The organism is Affinibrenneria salicis (assembly GCF_008710095.1).
In genome coordinates, this window is sequence record NZ_VYKJ01000004.1 from 1 (window position 1) to 18,696 (window position 18,696).

Annotated in this window: 17 protein-coding genes and 4 pseudogenes; 14 read left to right on the top strand and 7 right to left on the bottom strand. The window is 51.8% G+C overall.

From position 1 onward, the window contains the following. Positions 1-470: 470 nt before the first annotated feature. From FJU30_RS27615 to FJU30_RS09250, 3 genes and pseudogenes are all read left to right on the top strand, one after another. Positions 471-561: pseudogene (locus FJU30_RS27615) on the top strand (RHS repeat-associated core domain-containing protein); the annotation flags it as partial. A gap of 164 nt (positions 562-725) precedes the next feature. After that, the gene (locus FJU30_RS09245) at positions 726-959 is read left to right on the top strand and encodes a hypothetical protein (protein ID WP_191091562.1); all 234 of its coding nucleotides are present in this window, start codon (positions 726-728) and stop codon (positions 957-959) included. A 9-nt stretch (positions 960-968) separates the two neighbouring features. Next, positions 969-1,301 (top strand): hypothetical protein, encoded by a 333-nt coding sequence (locus FJU30_RS09250; RefSeq protein WP_150434703.1) that lies wholly within the window; start codon positions 969-971, stop codon positions 1,299-1,301. Positions 1,302-1,359: 58 nt separating this feature from the next. Here the strand turns inward: FJU30_RS09250 and FJU30_RS09255 are convergent, their stop codons facing one another. Then, a complete protein-coding gene (locus tag FJU30_RS09255) occupies positions 1,360-1,512 on the bottom strand; it encodes a SymE family type I addiction module toxin (protein ID WP_150435007.1) in 153 nt (50 codons plus the stop codon). A gap of 275 nt (positions 1,513-1,787) precedes the next feature. Here FJU30_RS09255 and FJU30_RS09260 point away from each other — a divergent pair, with 275 nt between their 5' ends. Continuing rightward, positions 1,788-2,225 carry a hypothetical protein gene (locus tag FJU30_RS09260; RefSeq protein WP_150434704.1) on the top strand — a complete coding sequence of 146 codons (438 nt, stop codon included), beginning with the start codon at positions 1,788-1,790 and terminating at the stop codon, positions 2,223-2,225. 93 nt (positions 2,226-2,318) lie between these two features. After that, a pseudogene (locus tag FJU30_RS09265) lies at positions 2,319-2,621 on the top strand (transposase); the annotation flags it as partial. A gap of 48 nt (positions 2,622-2,669) precedes the next feature. Here FJU30_RS09265 and FJU30_RS09270 read toward each other — a convergent pair. Together FJU30_RS09270 and FJU30_RS09275 are read right to left on the bottom strand one after the other, a co-directional pair. Further along, positions 2,670-2,826 (bottom strand): annotated as a pseudogene (locus tag FJU30_RS09270) (transposase); the annotation flags it as partial. A gap of 55 nt (positions 2,827-2,881) precedes the next feature. Then, positions 2,882-3,252, bottom strand: a pseudogene (locus tag FJU30_RS09275) (transposase); the annotation flags it as partial. Positions 3,253-3,587: 335 nt separating this feature from the next. On the opposite strand from FJU30_RS09275, the gene FJU30_RS09280 reads away from it, so the two are divergent. From FJU30_RS09280 to manA, 8 genes are all read left to right on the top strand, one after another. After that, positions 3,588-4,049 carry a PTS sugar transporter subunit IIA gene (locus FJU30_RS09280; RefSeq protein WP_150434705.1) on the top strand — a complete coding sequence of 154 codons (462 nt, stop codon included), beginning with the start codon at positions 3,588-3,590 and terminating at the stop codon, positions 4,047-4,049. Next, positions 4,046-4,369, top strand: coding sequence for a PTS fructose transporter subunit IIB (locus FJU30_RS09285; protein ID WP_150434706.1), 324 nt, complete (start codon positions 4,046-4,048; stop codon positions 4,367-4,369). The genes FJU30_RS09280 and FJU30_RS09285 overlap by 4 nt, the downstream gene beginning before the upstream one ends. 25 nt (positions 4,370-4,394) lie before the next feature. After that, positions 4,395-5,489, top strand: coding sequence for a PTS fructose transporter subunit IIC (locus FJU30_RS09290; RefSeq protein ID WP_223881567.1), 1,095 nt, complete (start codon positions 4,395-4,397; stop codon positions 5,487-5,489). Positions 5,490-5,518: 29 nt separating this feature from the next. Next, positions 5,519-8,152 (top strand): mannosylglycerate hydrolase, encoded by a 2,634-nt coding sequence (mngB, locus tag FJU30_RS09295; protein WP_150434708.1) that lies wholly within the window; start codon positions 5,519-5,521, stop codon positions 8,150-8,152. Positions 8,153-8,162: 10 nt separating this feature from the next. Further along, positions 8,163-10,073 (top strand): BglG family transcription antiterminator, encoded by a 1,911-nt coding sequence (locus FJU30_RS09300; RefSeq protein ID WP_150434709.1) that lies wholly within the window; start codon positions 8,163-8,165, stop codon positions 10,071-10,073. A 121-nt stretch (positions 10,074-10,194) separates the two neighbouring features. Continuing rightward, positions 10,195-11,367: a carbohydrate porin gene (locus tag FJU30_RS09305; protein ID WP_395858542.1), complete on the top strand. Its 1,173-nt coding sequence runs from the start codon at positions 10,195-10,197 to the stop codon at positions 11,365-11,367. 124 nt (positions 11,368-11,491) lie between these two features. Beyond that, entirely contained in the window at positions 11,492-12,406 is a 915-nt protein-coding gene (locus FJU30_RS09310) for an ROK family protein (protein ID WP_150434711.1), read from the top strand. Between the two features lie 11 nt (positions 12,407-12,417). Then, entirely contained in the window at positions 12,418-13,617 is a 1,200-nt protein-coding gene (gene manA / locus FJU30_RS09315; RefSeq protein WP_150434712.1) for a mannose-6-phosphate isomerase, read from the top strand. A gap of 301 nt (positions 13,618-13,918) precedes the next feature. Here the strand turns inward: manA and FJU30_RS09320 are convergent, their stop codons facing one another. The 3 genes from FJU30_RS09320 to FJU30_RS26810 all read right to left on the bottom strand — a co-directional run bounded on the left by FJU30_RS09320 (position 13,919) and on the right by FJU30_RS26810 (position 16,815). Then, the gene (locus FJU30_RS09320; RefSeq protein WP_150434713.1) at positions 13,919-15,295 is read right to left on the bottom strand and encodes an L-serine ammonia-lyase; all 1,377 of its coding nucleotides are present in this window, start codon (positions 15,293-15,295) and stop codon (positions 13,919-13,921) included. Positions 15,296-15,404: 109 nt separating this feature from the next. Then, positions 15,405-16,562 (bottom strand): M20 aminoacylase family protein, encoded by a 1,158-nt coding sequence (locus FJU30_RS09325; protein ID WP_150434714.1) that lies wholly within the window; start codon positions 16,560-16,562, stop codon positions 15,405-15,407. Between the two features lie 115 nt (positions 16,563-16,677). After that, positions 16,678-16,815 carry a hypothetical protein gene (locus FJU30_RS26810; RefSeq protein ID WP_191091564.1) on the bottom strand — a complete coding sequence of 46 codons (138 nt, stop codon included), beginning with the start codon at positions 16,813-16,815 and terminating at the stop codon, positions 16,678-16,680. Between the two features lie 146 nt (positions 16,816-16,961). Between FJU30_RS26810 and FJU30_RS09330 the strand changes: the two genes are divergently transcribed. Then, positions 16,962-17,870, top strand: a complete 909-nt coding sequence (locus tag FJU30_RS09330) for a LysR family transcriptional regulator (RefSeq protein WP_150434715.1) — start codon at positions 16,962-16,964, stop codon at positions 17,868-17,870. Positions 17,871-17,963: 93 nt separating this feature from the next. Here FJU30_RS09330 and FJU30_RS09335 read toward each other — a convergent pair whose 3' ends face one another. Then, positions 17,964-18,572, bottom strand: coding sequence for an ATP-dependent Clp protease proteolytic subunit (locus FJU30_RS09335; protein ID WP_150435009.1), 609 nt, complete (start codon positions 18,570-18,572; stop codon positions 17,964-17,966). Positions 18,573-18,696: the final 124 nt, after the last annotated feature.

An 18,696-nucleotide genomic window follows, 5' to 3' on the forward strand; every position in this document is an offset into this window, starting at 1 on the left:
GTTGTAGGGTGGCAGTAATTTGGCCAAAACTGCGGCTTTACGTTCCGGTGAATAACGTTTCATAACAGGCTCCGTTGCCCCCATAGAGATTTTCAGTATGGGGTGTCAACTATCCTGCCAGAGGGGGGGTCCCTCCGACACCGTGCACCAAAGCGCCGCAGGGCGTCGCTTGCGGGCTCTTTGCCGCCCGCGCCCGCAGAACCCGCGCCGGAGCCGCAGACAAGCAGCGGCCCCGTCACGGGTTGCCGTTATAAAAACAGGTAATGCCAGCGGTACGGCGTGTTGTTATGATGCGGGATGTGCAGACAGGGAAAGTCACGGCGCGGCGGTAGCGTGTACGGGCCAAAAGTGCGCGTCGGGGCTGTGGGGTTACGGGGGTGTTAATGTGGCCGAAAACGTGACTTAAAAAAGCGGTTGCTTCAATGAGTTAAGTGCGTTAAAAAGTACGACGGCGTCAGGATCGTCCCTATGATCCGATAGGGCTGGCGGGGGGAATTAATCTTTATCAGTATGCGCCGAATGCGCTGACTTGGATCGATCCGCTGGGGCTTGCAGGCTGCCATTTTGATCAAAAAGCGAGACGGTGGCGTGATAGCGAAACGGGTCGTTTCACTCGGCGTCCTACTGACCCTTCTGAATTAGTGAATAATGGCAGAGTAAACCATGCAGATATAGAAGCGTGGACCAACCAAAATGAAGTGCCTAATACATGGGGAAATGATCCAGTGAAGTTTCCTTCTGGTGGATTTAAATACGATTCTGGCACCTACTCAGTTTATGGGCATGGAGCAAATCCGGCAGCAGCAGCTAAATTCCCAACATCAAATGCCGCGCAAGGTCCAACGGCCAGCATTAGAAATATCTTTACAAAAGAGGTGCTTAGAACGGATGGTTCATGGGGAACGTTCAAGTCCGATCCAAATGGTGCTCACATTCCTCTTGATGGTTCTCCATTCTAAGGTAATGAAATGAAAATCAGTGAGATAGAGTCAAGATTCTCTGATATACCAACAATAATGGATATATCAGATGAATTATTTTTAATAAAAATGTTAATGCAGGTTGAAACGAATGACCTGATCAAAAATAAAAATATATTTTTTAATCTTATAGAATTACTGGAATTATCTCATATGGATAATGGATTTATTGAAGTGACAAAAGACAATGAAGGCTATTTTTTGGGCTTTTATAAATGGTTAATTAAATTAAATAGCAATTATGATTTGAATATAAAAACTAATACTATAGAAATTTTTAATATAACCAGTGATGAAGTTAATAATCTGATGAATAAATAGATAAAAACCGGAAGCGATCTAAACGATCCTTCCAGCCACTTTGTACCCGTCGTTTAGTTCAGATATTAATATCAGTCTCAATCACTATCTTGCCCCGCTCGACAGTGACGACGACCGGCATCTCGGTAATAAAGCCTGACTCCCCCAGACTGTAGCCTTTGAGGTTGATGGCCGACGGCGGGATCGGTCTGCCGTTGAGCTGTACATAAATTTATTTCACTAATTTTGCTAACAAAGTATATCGGATGCGCTGAGCGATAACCGGCAGACAGAGGCGCACGGCAGTGGCCCGCAGAGTGAGTTTGAAGCGCACTATTATTACGATGCGGCCGGCCATCGCATCAGCAAACGGGTTACTACCGGTCAGGGTCGCAGCGGCACACGCGGGAAACACGCTTTGTGTGGCAGGGCCTGCGCCTGCTGCAGGTCCTCCTATAACGCCTGGACCTAAAATAATATAATTCAAGATGTTATAAGGTTGCCATTATGAGCTATAAGCTAAAAAAAATTGATAGACAATGGAGAATGGAAAGTGTTAGCGATCCATTCTTTAAATATGAAGAGGATGGGTTGGAGGTTTCTTTCATGATATTTATAAACGAGAGTGAAAGAGAAAAAGACATGAATACTTATATGCAAGAAAATAATATAAAGGACAAACAAGATATTCCAGATGATGTTTACAATAATGCAGGGTATGCAATAATTTACTTTAAATTTAATGGGTTTGATAGTTTGTCTTGCGTGAGTACGAATGACTTTTTAAAAAGAATAGATGAGGCTGATGAGGTGATACCGGGTGTTTATAAAGAAATAGGTAATGATGAAAAAGAAAATGGCTATATTTTCATTGGGCACGATATATCTCTTTCAGTACGTACGAAAAAAAATCCATCTGAAGCCATAAAAAAACTATCCTGCTAAATAGCTTCGCATAATAGCGCTATACATGCAGGACATGACATCCCACCAGTACTGGTCTCGCACGATGAGACGTGAAGCATCATGTTAGTTATGCTAAGGCAAACCTATCGACGAGCCAGAACGATTACGCTGGTCGTAGATAATTACATCATTCATAAAAGCCGCAAGGTTGATCGTTGGCTGTCGGCTAACAAGAAGTTCCGATTGCTGTTCCTGCCGACATATTCGCCATGGCTAAACCCGATAGAGCGGCTATGGCTGTCGTTACACGAAACCGTAACGCGAAACCATCAGTGCCGGTACATGTGGCAGTTACTGGAACGGGTAGGTCAGTTTATGAAAGCTGCCTCGCCATTTCCCGGCAATCACCATGGTCTGGCTAAAGTGGGGCGGTAATATGCAAAGCTATTTAAAGCGATTATAAACCGTTTTCCATGGACTCTATCGCTCAGGTAAATCTCGCCATGGCGCACCAGAACATGCCGTTGATGATTTTATGATGCTCAGCCCATGGTCGTCCGGCCCGTGGGGATGTCGGTTTAGCAGGCAGTAGGGGCTGGATGATGCTCCATGCTTCGTCAGGAAGATCGTATCGGGCCATAGTTTAATGTGTTGTGGAAACAAATAGTTATATAGCCCAAAGATATTAAGGGACACAGCCCGCTGGCATCGATGACCAGATGGGCGATTTCACCGCGCGTCGGCGTCTTGATATTGACGTTGATACTTTTGGTCCGTGTGCTGATGCTGGTGTAATCCGGCAACGCAGCGGCATCGCCATTAGGTGGGAAACTGAGTCGCTAAATCCCCGCAACGCCCGCAGCGCAAGGCTGAGTATGTTCCTGAGCATCAGGGCGGTGGCGATGGCCGTATCGGGGTAACGTAAGGGGCTGTCCCGAGGTTTGGGGACAGCGGTGTCGTACCATGCGGCGGCGGCATCGCCGACCCAGACTGTCAGCCAACCCCGTTGACGGGGCGCGTGGTTATACGTTTTCCCGTTGGTGATTTTGAACTTCTGCTTTGCCACGATTCGCCCTGCACTGTCAGGGCAGGGAATGATCGGATCCTGTTTGCGCTAAAAGTTCGATTTATTCAACAAAGGCAGTGTGCATCAGCTTTTTTGTCTTCCACTCATGAGTTCCCTCACATATTTCCCCGCAAAATAGCGTCATTTTTCCGCCAATAAATATGATGTGCATCACAAAGTGTTATGCATTTTTGATCTGGCTCGCCTTTTTCTTCCCTTCCCGTAGAACCGGTTTCCTCTTCAAGGCGGAAAACGCCTGTCTGTTTGTCGACAAAATAAGACTTAGTATCTTACTCAACTTAATTGAAGTAATACGCGACTGGAGATGTACGTATATGCTCATTGCTCGAGAAAACATTTTTTTGAATCAGACCTTCAGGGATAAAAAGGCCATCTTCCATTTTCTGGCAACCCATGCGGTCAGCCAGGGCTGGGCGGATGACGCCGATAAAATTGAAGCGGATTTGTGGGAGAGGGAAAATCAATATTCCACCGGCTTTGAAAGCCAAATCGCCATTCCTCATGCCAAAACGGCCAATGTTTCCCATGCGGGGGTGATTTTTATTCGCCTGGAACAGGCCATTGACTGGGAAAGCCTGGATGATCAGCCGGTACAAATTATTTTTGGCCTGTTGGTGCCGGAATCTGGTGCCAAAGTACTGCACCTGCAAATTATTAATAGCCTTGCCAGCCAAATTGTCGATGATGAATTCAGAGAGCAACTGTTCGCTGCCAGGGATGAAGACGAGTTATTTCACTATATGAAGTCACGTATCGCCATTGAGGAGGAAGTATGAATATTGTTGGCGTCACATCGTGCATTGCCGGTTTAGCCCATACACCGATGGCGGCTAAATCCCTGGAAAAAGAAGGGACGCGTCTGGGCCATCAGGTAAAAATGGAACAGCAGGGCGCAATGGGGATCATGAATAAGATTTCTGCCGAAGAAGTGGCCGCGGCGGATTTTGTGCTTATTGCCGCTGATCGTTCCATTGAAGAGGAAGAACGCTTCGCCGGGAAAATAATCATTCGGGTAAAAATTGGGCAATGCGTGAGCCATGCCTCTGACGTTATCACGAAATGTGTGACGGCCGTTGAGGCTCGTCGAAATAAATAATCTGGGTGTTTTTATGAAAAAAATAATGATAGAGATAAAGAATCACCTTATGACGGGCATTTCCTTTGCTCTGCCCGTTATTATTGCCGGTTCCCTGATGGTCGCCGTTGCCAAAATTATTGGTCTGGCAATCGGTGAGTCTAACCTTGACGCTTTTGCCAAAAGTGATGGTCTGGAAAACTGGCTGTACCTTACACAGGACATTGGTTTCAAAATTATCGGCCTGATGAACTATGTTCTCGGTGCCTATGTCGCCTACTCGGTGGCTGGTAAAAAAGGGCTGGCGTCCGGTTTTACCGCCGGTCTGATTGCGTCGTTAACCGGTTCCGGCTTCCTGGGCGCAGTACTGGGCGGCCTGCTGGCGGGCTACTCCTCTGAATGGGTATCGCGCAAAATCCGCATTACCGGCTCGGCGGCAAGCTCTGTTCCGCTCATTATTCTGCCGTTTATCACCGTTGGCCTGCAGGTTCTGGTGATGCTGCTGTTGCTCGGCGATGTGCTGAGCTGGCTTAACATTTCACTGATGGCCTGGGTGCAACGGATGACCGAAGACGGTACCAGTACGGTCGTGTTGGCGGCGGTTTTGGGGGGAATGATCTGTTTCGATCTCGGTGGGCCGGTCAACAAAGCGGCGTGGGGCACGGCGAATGTACTGTTCCTCAGCGGCGTTTATTTGCCTGCCATTCTGGTCAACGTGGCGATTATTATTCCGCCATTAGGTTATGCCGCAGCCCGTTTTTTACGCCCGCATAACTTTAACCAGACGCTGAAAGAGGCCGGTAATGGCTCCATTATTATGGGGATCCTCGGTATCTCTGAAGGGGCCATCCCTTTTACTCTGCGTAACCCTGCACGCTTAATTCCGCTGAATGTGCTGGCCGGTACCCTGGGGGCCGTCACCGTTGCTTTACTGAAAGCCTACCCGATTATGCCACCGCTTGGCGGATTATACGGTGGATTTACCGTTGGCAATCCGTGGGCCTATTTTATCGGCGCGCTGGTAGGGACTGCTGTCATTGCCTTCGGCGCCAATATGCTGGTGAATTTTAACGATGAAGAACCCGGTGTTAAATCCAGTGCGAATACGGCTGGGGAAGAGATTGAAATAAAATTTGATTAACTGTCGCACTTTGCGTATGGGAGATTTGTATGAAAAATAAAGTTGTCCATATTTACAGTCATACTCACTGGGATCAGGAATGGTATTTCACATCATCGCGCTCACGTATTTATCTTTTCAATCACATCAAAAATGTGATTCGTATACTGGAGAATAACGATGATTTTCCCTGTTATCTCCTGGATGCGCAAAGTGCCTTAATTGAAAGCTATCTGAAGTGGGCGCCGGAAGACAAAGAGGCATTATTCAAATTAATTGCGGAAAAACGTTTGCTTACCGGCCCGTGGTATACCCAAACCGACCAACTGGTCATCCATCAGGAGTCGGTAGTACGTAACCTGTGGTACGGAATAAAAGTTGCCTCTGACGCCGGTAACAATATGGCGCTTGGCTATGTCCCTGACTGTTTTGGTCAGGGCGGGAACATGCCTCAACTCTACAAACAGTTCGGCATAAACCATGCCCTTTTCTGGCGCGGTATTGCCGACAATACGCTGCATGAGACCGAATTTGTCTGGCAGGGGGACAACGGCGATCAGCTGTTTGCTGTCCAGATACCGTGGGGCTACCACTACGGCGGGCTGCTGGATGAGACGCCGGAAACTCTGTCGGCGTTTCTTAAAGAAAAAATGGCCCCCATCGAAGCGCGCAGCGAGCGGGCAAACCTGCTTTATCCACACGGATTCGACCAGGCGCCGGTACGTGAAAACCTGCCGGAACTGGTTAAGCGGTTCAACGCCTGTGATGATGAACGTCATTATCAGATAAGCAGCCCTCTGGATTTCCTGCAAGCGCTGGAGAAAGAGGTGGTGGGGGATGTGCGCGTATTACAGGGGGAACTGACCGAAGGGAAGCACTCCCGTGTGCACAAGACTATTTTCTCGTGCCGTGCCGACCTCAAGCTGCTCAATAATGAGATTGAAGCCCTGCTGGTGAACACCCTCGAGCCGGTGCTGGCTATTAGCCGCAGCCTGGGGCATGACTATCCGGCTAACGTGGTCGCTGATATCTGGAAGCTGATGTTTTACAACGCGGCGCACGACAGCATTGGCGGTTGCAACAGCGATGACACCAATCAGGACATCTTCTTCCGCTACAAGCAGGCGCGGGATCTGGCCGTCAACCTGCTGGAGCTGCATACCCGGTTGATAGCAATTCGCACGCCGCGTGAACACGACTATACCTTCACGGTGTTCAACCCGTTGACCAATACGGCGGCACCGCAGGTCACGTTCGAAGCCTGGCTGCCGGGTATGCCATTTACTCTGCGCGATGCGACGGGCAAGGCGCTGCCTTATGTGATTGAAGAACAGACCTGTCTGACCAGCTACGTGCTGAACCAGACCATTCGCCTTAATCCGGGCAAGCCGTACCACAAACCGGAGAAGGTTTATCGCACCAAAGTGACCGTTAACAGCAGCGACCTGCCTGCGCTCGGTTACACCCGCTGGCACCTCGATTTTGCTGCTGACGGTGCCAGCGAATCGATTACCGATAACGCCCGGACCATTGAAAACGCCCATTACCGTGTGGAAGTGCAAGAGAACGGGCTACTGGCGATTACCCGGAAAGCCACCGGAAAACGCTATGAACGCCAGATGGTGCTGGTCGAAAACGGCGATGACGGCGACTCCTACAACTACTCGCCGCCGCGTGGAGATCTGATTGTCACCTCCGAAGGCTGCCTGACTTCGTCCAGCCGCGAGAGCAACGATCTGAATCAATCGCTGCAGCTTGAGTATGTGCTGAAGGTGCCGGGTAATCTGGAAGAGCGTGCACAGGGCCGGGTGACCGCCGAAATGAAAGTGGCGACACGCATTACCCTGCAACAGGACGATATGATCCGTTTTGCCGTCGACGTGGATAATCAGGTGCTCAGCCATCGTTTGTGCGTGCACTTTGCCACCGACATTCTGGCCAACGTCTCTTATGCAGATCAGTTGTTCGGCGTGGTGGTCCGTCCGGTCCAGTTGAGCAACGCCCTGCGGGTGTGGGAAGAGGAGAACTGGCATGAGAAACCGATCTCCATCGAACCGATGCAAAGCTACGTCAACCTGCATGACGACACGCACGGTTTCACTTTCCATACCAATGGCGTGCGTGAATATGAAATTGTCGGTGATAATTTCGATAATATTTCCGTTACTCTGTTCCGCTCATTTGGTTACATGGGTAAAGAGAATCTGCTGTATCGCCCTGGGCGTGCATCGGGTGAATCGGTGGTGGCGACGCCGGATGCGCAACTGCTGGGGTCGTTGTCCTTCAACTTTGGCTGGCGTATCCACAGCGGTACGTTTGATGAGGCGCAGCATGCCCGGGTGTCGAAAGCGTTCCTTACGTCGTTCCCGGTTTATCAGGACAGTGACTTCCTCAATGGGCGTCTGCGTTTCTGTCTGAGCGATGAAGCGCGCACTTACCCGCAGGCGTACAGCCTGCTGTCGTTGCCGTGCGGCCCGCAGGATGCTCTGGTGAGCGTGGTGAAATGTGCTGAAGAAGGGGAAGGATTGATTTGCCGATTCTATAACCCGAATCTGGAGACTGAGGCCACGCTGCCGGCGCTGAAACATGCCCGCAATGTGCTGCTGGATGAGAAGACCCCCGCACCGGAACGGGTGACGCTCAAACCGAATGATGTGCAGACGTTGTACGTAGAACCAGAATAAAGAGAAAAAAATGAGACTGTTTACCAACAAGCGTGTCAGAGATATTTTCACCCTGATTGCTCAGGGTACCGTGACGCAAGCAACGCTGGCGAAGGAGATGAATGTCTCCACGCGTACTATCCGTAGTGATTTGAAAGAGTTAAACGATATCATTGCTGGTTTTGGTAACAGTCTCATTCACGATCGCAAGAAAGGGTTTTCCATTCAGGTCGACAATCCGACGGGCCATAAAACCCTACTGGAGCAGTCGCAGCGCCCGTGGAAAGAGACCCGCTCGACAGCTGAACGTCGTCGTGCGCTGCTCACCGCCCTGTTGCGCCAGGATGCCGATGTCTCTCTGGAGGAGCTGGAGTCCACCTGGTTTATCAGCATTTACAGCCTGCGCAACGACATTACGCTGCTCAAGCGCCACTTTGCTCTGTATGACCTGAATATTGTCTCGGAGGGCGCCGATAAGTTCCGCCTCTGCGGCAATGAAGTGGCTCTGCGCCGCTGTATATACGATAGCCTGCTGCGCCCGAAAGAGGCGGAAGAGGACGACCAGGAAGTCTTCAACGCCACGGTGAAAGTGGCGGACATCAAGCAGCAGTTAAGCCACTACTTCGTCAATCATGGGCTGGTGGTCAGCGACGTGAACCTGCGCTTCTTCACCCTGATTTGCGGTATCACCTGCGAGCGTATTCGCCGGGGTAGCTGGCTGCTGGACTATGAGTTTGACGCCTGCGAGCCGTACCTGAAAACCGTGGCGGGGGATATTCTTCCCCTGCTGCTCGGGGACGCGGTGAACAATGTGCCGCAGAGCGAAATTGACTATATGGCGATGAACCTTGCCGCGTTTTGCTCTGCGCCGGGCGAATGCGCGCTGGAAAAGGATCAATACGACGCGGAACGGGCGGTGATGAACCACTTTTTAAGCTACGTGAGCGCCGCCTGGTTCTGTGACGTGCGTTATGACGAGTTATCGCGCAAGAATTTACTCAACCATATTAAGGCGATGCGTATTCGTGTGAATAACGGCATCACAATTATCAACCCATTGATTGAGCAGATTAAGCGCCATTACCCGTTGATGTATGAAATGACCCTCGCCGCCTTTAGCGAACTGGAGCATTTCTTTTCCGGCACTCTCAGTGATGATGAGATCGGTTATCTGGTGATGCACATCGGGGCCATTCTGGAAGAGACGCATCTTAAGGACGAAGGCCACACGCTGACCGCACTGGTGGTCAGCCCCGAGGGCGGAGCGTCGACACGCATCGTCTGTCAGAGAATTGTCAGAATGTACCCCAATATCGCCATCAGTCAGTGCATCTCTGTGGAGCAGTACAAAGCGATGACCGGTGTGGAAGAGAGCATCGTCATCAGTTTGGTGAGCATTGAAGAGAAGAATAAGCGAGTGATCAGTTTGCCGCCGCTGCCGGAAAGATGGCAACTGGAAAACATGAAGTACTTTTTGACCGCTGAAAGCACGCCTCCGGCGGCGATGGTCAATTACTTCTCGGCGGATCATTTTTTTGTTTTTGACAGTACGGCCCACACCAAGGAATCCCTGATTCAGTTTCTCTCGGAAAAACTGCACGTACAGGGCAGGGTTGATCAGCACTATTTAGGCTCGGTGCTTGAACGTGAAGCGCGTGCCTCAACATTGCTGGATGACAAAATCGCCATTCCCCACCCGTTAGGGCTGGTGGCATTAAGCACCATGGTCACCGTGGCGATATTTCCCGAAGGCATTGAATGGGACCCGGGGAAATATGTAAAACTGGTCTTTATGCTGGCGATCAGTGAAGATGCATTTGTCGACAGTATGCTGATATATGATTATTTGACCAATATTCTTGATGACGACGTTATCGATAATTTAAGTCAGTGCGCGAATTACGGCGAATTTATATCGCTGTCGCAAAAATACTTTTTATAAATTACGTTCTTTATAAGTTTCGTTTTCTATAAAGCGGAGTATGCATCGTTCTGATGCGTACTGCGTTAATCGTTGTCATTTATCTATGCTATTTATTTATACAATAACAAAGGAGTTAATGGTGAAATACAAAAATTATCTCTGTGCCTTATTTGCGCTCTCAGCCCCCGCTATTTCCGGAATGACGTTCGACACGCCGCAAGGCAGTCTTAAACTTTACGGTGATGTGGAGTTCAACGTTGACGGGGCAAGCCGAACAGGCCAGTTAACCTCATTGCAAACCAGTGCCGGTAAAGACTGGAAAGCCGGGGATTCAGAACGCTGGGATGTCAATGGCCGTATTTTAATGGGCCTGGACGGTTATCGCACATCGGGAAATAATCAGTTTGCAGGTTTTACCGTGCAGCCGCTGGCCGATCTATCCGGTTCGATGAACCTTGATGACGCGGCCTTCTTCTTTGGTCAGGAAAAAGACTGGAAGGTGAAAATCGGCCGCTACGAAGCCTTTGATATGTTCCCGCTGAATCAGGATACCTATATTGAGTATTCCGGTAATACTGCCAACGATCTCTACGACGATGGTTTCGGCTATATCTATATGATGAAAGAAGGCCGCGGACGTAGCTCCGGCGGGGCCATTCAGTTGAGCAAAACCAGCGGGCCATTCTACTTCGAGCTAAACACATCCGCGCGCGACGGGACAAAACTGTTCCAGGACAGTAACTACCACGGCAATTCGCTGGAAAAAAAGAAAAACGTTATCTACCTGCGCCCGATTGTTGCCCTGACCGTTGACGAGGTGACCGCGGCTGTCGCGATGGAAAGCAATGTGGTCAGCAATGCCTACGGCTTCACCGGCACTGACGGGAAATTTGTCGATCAGTCAAAACGTAACGGCTACGGCGCCACCCTGACCTGGAACGGGCAAAAGTCTAATCCGAATAACGGGATGATTGTGAACCTGAGCACCGCATATATGGATGCAACGGATGAAAAAGATTTCAGCGCCGGGATTAACGCCCTCTGGCATGACGTCGAGATCGGTTATATTTACGCTAAAAATGATGTCAAAGCGTTCAACGTGAACAATATTGATGTCACAAACGCCAGTGACCTTATTTTAGGTAAATACGCTATTAATACCGTCCATACTTCTTACCGCATTCGCAATGTGATGGATATGGATAATTTTGATATTTATCTCGGTGCATATTGGTCACGGATTAGCATTGACCAAACTAATGATGATAAAGATCGTTATGGTGCGCGCGTAAGATTTAAATATCACTTCTAATATTACCTGTCGTTGTTGAGTCTGCTTGCTGCATTCATTGTGCAGGGCTATCCTTTTGCTGTTATTGCCGCATGGCCATAACGAGCAGACTCTTTTTTTTTCTTAAGATTAAACAGGGGGCGCTATGTTGTATCTCGGGCTGGATATTGGCGGCACTAAAATGGCTGCCGTCGTCATTCATGAAAGCGGTAAAGAACGGGGCCGTTATCGCAAAGAAACGGTGAAAGAGAGCTACCGTGAATTTATTTGCGGACTCGAAAGTTTTATCGCCGAAATAAAACATGAGATGAATGAACCTTTCGCTATCGGTATTGCGCTGCCGGGCAGCGTGTCGCCTATCAACGGTAAGATAAAAAATTCCAATATCCTGGTCCTCAACGGACAGGATCTTAAATCAGACCTTGAAACCCGGCTGGGCACCACGGTGATTATCGAAAACGACGCCAACTGCTTCGCCTTATCGGAAGCCTGCGATGGCGCGGGGCAGGGGCACAACGTGGTGTTTGGCGTGACCCTCGGTACCGGGTGCGGCGGGGGGATCGCCATCCAGCAACAGCCCTTTTCCGGTGCCTGGGGGAATGCCGCCGAATGCGGTCATATCACGTTGCCGGGTTACAGCCCGGAGCAGGACGGCCCACCGGTCACCTGCTACTGCGGAAAACAGAACTGCACCGAGTCGTTTGTCTCCGGTACCGGCCTTGCGGAGCGTTATTTCCACCTCAGCGGTGTTATGCGAAGTGCGCCGGAGATCCTGCGTCTGGCGAAAGAAGGCGAACCACAGGCATGCGAACAGGTTGCTCGCTTCCGCCATCAACTGGCACGCCTGCTGGCGACGGTGGTCAATTTTATCGATCCGCACGTGATTGTTATCGGCGGAGGGTTGTCGAATGAGCCGATGCTGTTTGATGACATTGCTGAGGATATCGCCCCGCTGGTCTTTACCGACAGCTTCCGGACGCCGGTGGTGAAAGCGATGCATGGCGATAGCAGCGGGATGCGCGGTGCGGCCTGGCTTGCGGTCAGAGCAAACGCAAAATAAGGGAGGGAACCATGCACAAACTGATCAATACGGTGCAGCATTATGCCTGGGGCAGCAAAACGGCGCTCACAGAGTTATACGCAATGCCTAACCCCGGGCAATTGCCGATGGCGGAGCTGTGGATGGGGGCGCACCCGAAAAGCAGTTCGGCCATTGAACAGACAGACGGGCAGGTGTGTTCACTGCACGACCTGATAGCACAGGACAATACGGTTTGGCTGGGCGAAGAGGTGGCGGCGCGCTTTGGCGAACTGCCCTTTTTATTCAAAATCCTCTGCGCTGGTCAGCCGCTTTCCATCCAGGTGCATCCTGATAAGCGAGCCGCCGAGGCGGGGTTTGCTAAAGAAAATGCGCAGGGGATCCCGCTTACCGACGCTGAGCGTAACTACAAAGATGCCAACCATAAGCCGGAGCTGGTTTATGCGCTCACGGACTTTGAGGCGATGAATGGTTTTCGCGAATTCGCTGACATCGTCAGGTTGCTACACCCGCTGGCTGACGCTCATCCGGCGATTGTCGATTTTTTAGTTCAGCCGGATGCTCGTCAACTCCGCCAGCTGTTTAGCGCGTTACTGGCGATGCGCGGCGATGAAAAAAAACGTGCGCTGGGTGTGCTAAACGGCGTGCTGTCAGACCGGCAAGGCGAGCCCTGGGAAACGATCCGTCGGATTGCACAGATCTACCCTGACGACGGTGGGCTGTTCTCCCCGCTACTGCTGAATGTGGTCAGGCTGGCGCCGGGAGAGGCGATGTTTCTGTTTGCCCGGACGCCCCATGCTTACCTGCAAGGCGTGGCGCTGGAGGTGATGGCCAATTCAGACAACGTGCTGCGCGCCGGGTTGACCGAAAAGCACATCGATATTGCGGAACTGGTGGCAAACGTGGCGTTTACCGCAAAACCGGCGGCTCAGTTACTGACTCAGCCCATTGCAGACGGTGCTGCCAGCCATTTTCCGGTGCCGGTCGGGGACTTCGCCTTTTCGGTCTACACGCTGGAGGGCACGAACGCTACTCTCCCGGCAGGTTCAGTTGCGATCCTGCTCTGCCTTGAGGGGGCGCTTACCTTACAACATGGCGAAAACCGCCTGCCACTCGTGCCGGGTGAATCGGTGTTTGTCGGGGCTAATGCGGCCCCGGTGACGGTCAGCGGCATAGGGCGTCTGGCGCGCGCCTATGCGGGCGGGAGCCAACGTCGACTGCCCAAATCGTAATCATCCTTATCACCCGTGATAAGGCGCGTCAGCTCATCGCAGCGCACAATCTGGCCGAAGAGAGGTAAAACGGGCCATGACCTTGATATCGCTTCGCAGGCCATTCTCTTTTTCCACGCCGACATGATGATGGGTAAAGACGGTGCCGCTCTGGCAGGCAAGCCAGCGCGGACGCCGTTATACCTTTTGTCACGGATTTGCGTAATCTCATGTGCTGGACGAATCTACGATAGTCCAGGGGCTTACTGCCAGGTTTTAATCGTGGCGGCGTGGACAGACTGGCATCTGTCCACGCGGCTCCTCAGCACTCAATGGTATTAACGGCCAGCCCGCCGAGCGACGTTTCTTTATACTTCTCGGACATATCTTTGCCGGTGTCTTTCATTGTTCTGATGACTTTGTCGAGAGAAACAAAGTGGCTGCCGTCGCCGCGCAGCGCGATTTGCACTGCATTAATCGCCTTTACCGCCGCAATCGCATTGCGTTCAATGCACGGCACCTGGACCAATCCGCCAACCGGATCGCAGGTCAACCCCAGGTTGTGCTCCAGACCGATTTCCGCCGCGTTTTCCAGCTGTTCGGGCGTGGCGCCCAGCACTTCGGCCAGCCCGGCCGCCGCCATTGCGCAGGCAGATCCGACTTCTCCCTGACAGCCGACTTCCGCGCCGGAGATCGACGCATTCAGTTTGCACAGAATGCCAACTGCCGCAGCGCTTAAGAAAAATTTGATCACATCTTCTTCATCAGCCTGCGGCGAAAATTTCATGTAATAGTGCAGCACGGCGGGAATAATGCCCGCAGCGCCGTTGGTCGGCGCGGTGACCACCCGCCCGCCTGCGGCATTTTCTTCATTTACCGCCAGCGCGAACAGGTTAACCCACTCCATGGCGCTCAGCGTGGACGTAATCATGTTCGGCTTGTTGACATCCAGCAGACTCTGATGAAACTGGTGGGCGCGTCGCTTAACCCGCAGGCCGCCGGGCAATATGCCCTCGTTTTTGATGCCGTTGCTGACGCATTGCTGCATCACCGACCAGATCGACAGGATTTTTGTCCGAATCTGCTCTTCGCTGCGCCAGCACTTTTCATTTTCCATCATTAATTGGCTGACGGATAAACGGTGCGTTTTGCAGAGCGACAGCAGCCCGGCGGCGTTGCGAAAAGGGTAGGGGAGCTGGGTTTCATCATCGACCAGCACGCCTTCTTTCGCCTGCTGCTGATTAACAATAAATCCGCCGCCGACGGAGTAAAAGGTGTCTGAGTCAAGTTCACCGTGCGTCCCCCACGCGGTAAGCGTCATCGCGTTTGGGTGCCAGGGCAGGCTTTCCTGAAGAAAAATGACGTCATCGCGATAACTGAAAGCGATCTCGTGTTCATTGTTCAGCTTCAAAACGTGGCGGCTTTTGATCTGTTCGATGATGTCGTTCACCTGTTCGGTGTCGATCGTCTCCGGCTTAAACCCCATCAGGCCGAGCAAAACGGCGTTATCCGTACCGTGTCCCACGCCGGTAGCGGATAACGACCCATAGAGTTTAACCTGAATCCGTACAGCTTGATGAAGTTGCGAGGCCTTGTTCAGTCGCTCAATAAATTGACAGGCGGCGCGCATCGGTCCTACCGTATGCGAACTGGAGGGGCCGATACCGATTTTGAATAGATCAAAAACGCTTAATGCCATAAAAAGACCTCAATCAGAGAACAACGAATTGCAAGACTAACGCTTTATTTCAAGCCGCAGACAAAGCGCCGATCTCGCGTCGGCGGCCTTGCGCTGCCCGCTGGCTATTTCAGGATTTCAGCAGCAATTTTTCAACCAGCGACGTCCATGAGGCGACGCCTGGCTCAATCAGCTCGTCATTAAAATCATAATAGGCATTGTGTAGCGGTTTTGACGGTACTGCGCCGTCGGAACCAATCCAGAAGTAGGCGCCCGGGCAGGCTTCCAGCATGCAGGCGAAGTCCTCGGACGCCATGGATGGATTAAGCTGCCAGTGTACTTTGGATTCGCCCAATACGCTGCTGACGGCCTCACGCACATTCAGCGCTTCCTGTTCATGATTTAAGGTCACCGGGTAGCCGGGATAGTAAGAGATTTCGCCACTCACGCCGAAAACGCGCGGCAGTTCACTGACGAATTCATTAATCAGCTCTTTCACCTTGATGCGTACGTCGGTCTGCAAACATCGCATAGTTCCGCGTAACGTCACTTTCTCCGGAATAACGTTAATCGCCTCGCCGCCTGAAATCTGCGTGATGCTTACCACCGCGGATGACTGCGGCGACAGCCGGCGTGCGGGGATGGTTTGCAGAGACAGTACTAACTGAGAGGCGGCGACGATGGGGTCCGCGCCGTTTTCGGGCATGGCGGCGTGACAGCTTTTCCCGGTCAGGACGATTTCGAACGAATCCAGCGAAGCCATCATCACGCCGCTGTTTAGGCCGACATGGCCGACCGGCAGACCCGGCCAGTTGTGTAGCGCGTAAATAGCGTCCATCGGGAAACGTTCGAATAAGCCGTCCGCCACCATTTTGTAGGCGCCGCCAAGGTTTTCCTCGGCAGGCTGAAACACAAAATGCACTGTGCCGCTGAAGTTACGGGTTTCACTCAGATGCCTGGCCGCGGCCAGCAGAATTGCGGTATGGCCGTCGTGGCCGCAGGCGTGCATAACGCCCTGATTCTTTGACTTGTAGCTGACGTCGCCGAGTTCGGTGATCGGCAAGGCGTCCATATCGGCGCGCAGGCCTATGGTCGGTCCCTGGCCATTTTCCAGCGTTCCGACGATCCCCGTTCCGCCCAGCCCGGTATGCACCTGAAGTCCAAATGATGTAAGTAACTCGGCCACGCGTTTCGAGGTGGCATGTTCTTCATACCCTAATTCGGGGTTAGCATGAAATTCATGACGCCATGCGGTGGCTTCAGCAATCAAGTTTTGTGAAATAGGCATCAGGTTATTCCTCTCCAGCGCCATAATTAAAGCCAGACAGCGGATTTACAGCGGTATCGCCCCGGATACTCTTCGCTTCGCTGTCGGCACGAAAAACCTCAGGTGCCATAACCGTTCATCGCCGTCCGGGTTCGGACAGCGCGTCGTCCGGCGCGGCAATATCTTTACTGGCCGGCGCTGTCGCCATGCCGCGCTGCGCTTGCCGGGACAGGGCGTGTTTGCGTCCATGTTCATTTTTTTCTCTGTTAAACATGAACAGCCCTGCTTGACTTGGGTATAACGGCGACCTGAACAAGGATTTAAATGTTGGGCGAGTATAGACATCAGCAGAAAATCTAATCAATAATCAAAAATTCAAATTTTGTTGCCATCATCGCAACACTCGCCCGAAGGTGAAATATGAGCATTATTCAGGACCATCGCATCCGATATTTTTATGAGGCAGTAAAGCGGGGCAGCGTCAGGGCGGCGGCGGATTTTTTGAATGTTGCGCCGTCAGCCGTTAGCCGGCATATCAGTCAGCTTGAAAGCGAGCTGACGACGGCCCTCATTGAACGCCATCGGCGCGGCGTCAGGCCGACCGAAGCGGGAGAAGAAGTCCTGACTTATTATCGCTCGCATCTTGCCCAGCAGGAATTGCTAATGGATACGCTGCAATCGCTGAAGGGACTGCAAAGCGGTACGGTCAGCATCGCGATTGGCGAGGGGTATATCGACGATGTTTCCGCTATTTTATGCCGTTTTTCCGCCAAATACCCGGCAATTAAAATCACGCTTTCCGTTTGCGGCAGCAATGAGCTGTTGCGTCGGGTCGGCGAGGATGAAGCGCACATCGGCGTGGTGTTCCATCCGGGGCGGGGACCGAAAATCCGCACTCACAGCGGCGCGGTGCACCCGATGTGCGCGGTGGTGAATATGCAACACCCGCTTTGCGAGGCCGATGCGCCGCTTGAACTGAATAAACTGAATGAGTTCCGGCTGGCGCTGCCCGACGTTTCGCACGGCGTTAGACAAATTATTGCGGAGGCGGAGGACGATTCCGGCGTCACCCTGACGCCTGCGCTGGTGTGCAATAATCTCTCCACGCTCAAGCCTTATGCGCTGCACGGCGGCGTGACGCTGTTGCCCGCATTTATGGTACAGGAGGAGCTCACGCAGAACAGGCTGCGCGCCATTCCGCTGTATAACTCGGTTTTTTCTTCCACCAGAACGCACGTCGTCACGCGGCTGGGCCGGCAACTCAGCGTCGGCGCGGGGCAATTATTGCAAATGATGGTGCAGGAAATGCGATCGTTAAAATCGCTGTAGGGCGCGCGGGACCTCCCTCTGCTTTAACCGATGGGAGATCCGCAACTGGCGGAGACTCTAATTATTCATGCGCCAGAACGATGAGCCGGGAGGTTAGTCCAGATTCAAATCCTGATAGCGGGTCAATATTCTGCTGACAATACCGTAATCAATCGCCTCTTCCGGCGTCATCCAGTAGTTGCGATCCGTATCTTTTTTTACTTTCTCTACCGGCTGCCCCGTTGCATCGGCAATTAATTTATTAACGCGATCCAACATCCTGACGATTTCTTTCGCTTCAATTTCAATATCGCTGGCTTGACCGCGCACTCCGCCAAGCGGCTGATGAATCATAAAGCGCGTATTGGTGAGCGAGTAACGATGCTCTTTTTTTGCCGCGAGAAAGATGGTAATCCCGGCGCTGGCGACCCAGCCTGTGCCGATGATGTGTACCTCGGGCTGGATGAACTTGATCATATCATGAATAGTATCCGCGGCTTCGACGTGGCCGCCCTGGCTATTGAGATATATTTTGATCGGATCGTCGCTGATCCCCTGCAATAACAGAAGCTGTGAAACAACTTTTTCCGTCAGCGCCTGATTGATTTCACCTGAAATAATGATAGAGCGAGATTCCAGCATTTTTTGCTGGATAAGCGATGAGGCATGGCCCTGTTCCGGTTCCTTTTTTTCGTCGTTATCTGTCTGAGTCGGCAACAACATTGATCGTTTCTCCTTTGCTATGACTATACAAACCCTCTCAGTATAGCGCTCATTGAGCGGTAAAAGTATCCTGGCGCGAGACCGCCCGACAGTCCTTCGCCGGGCCCTATACCGCGCAGACATA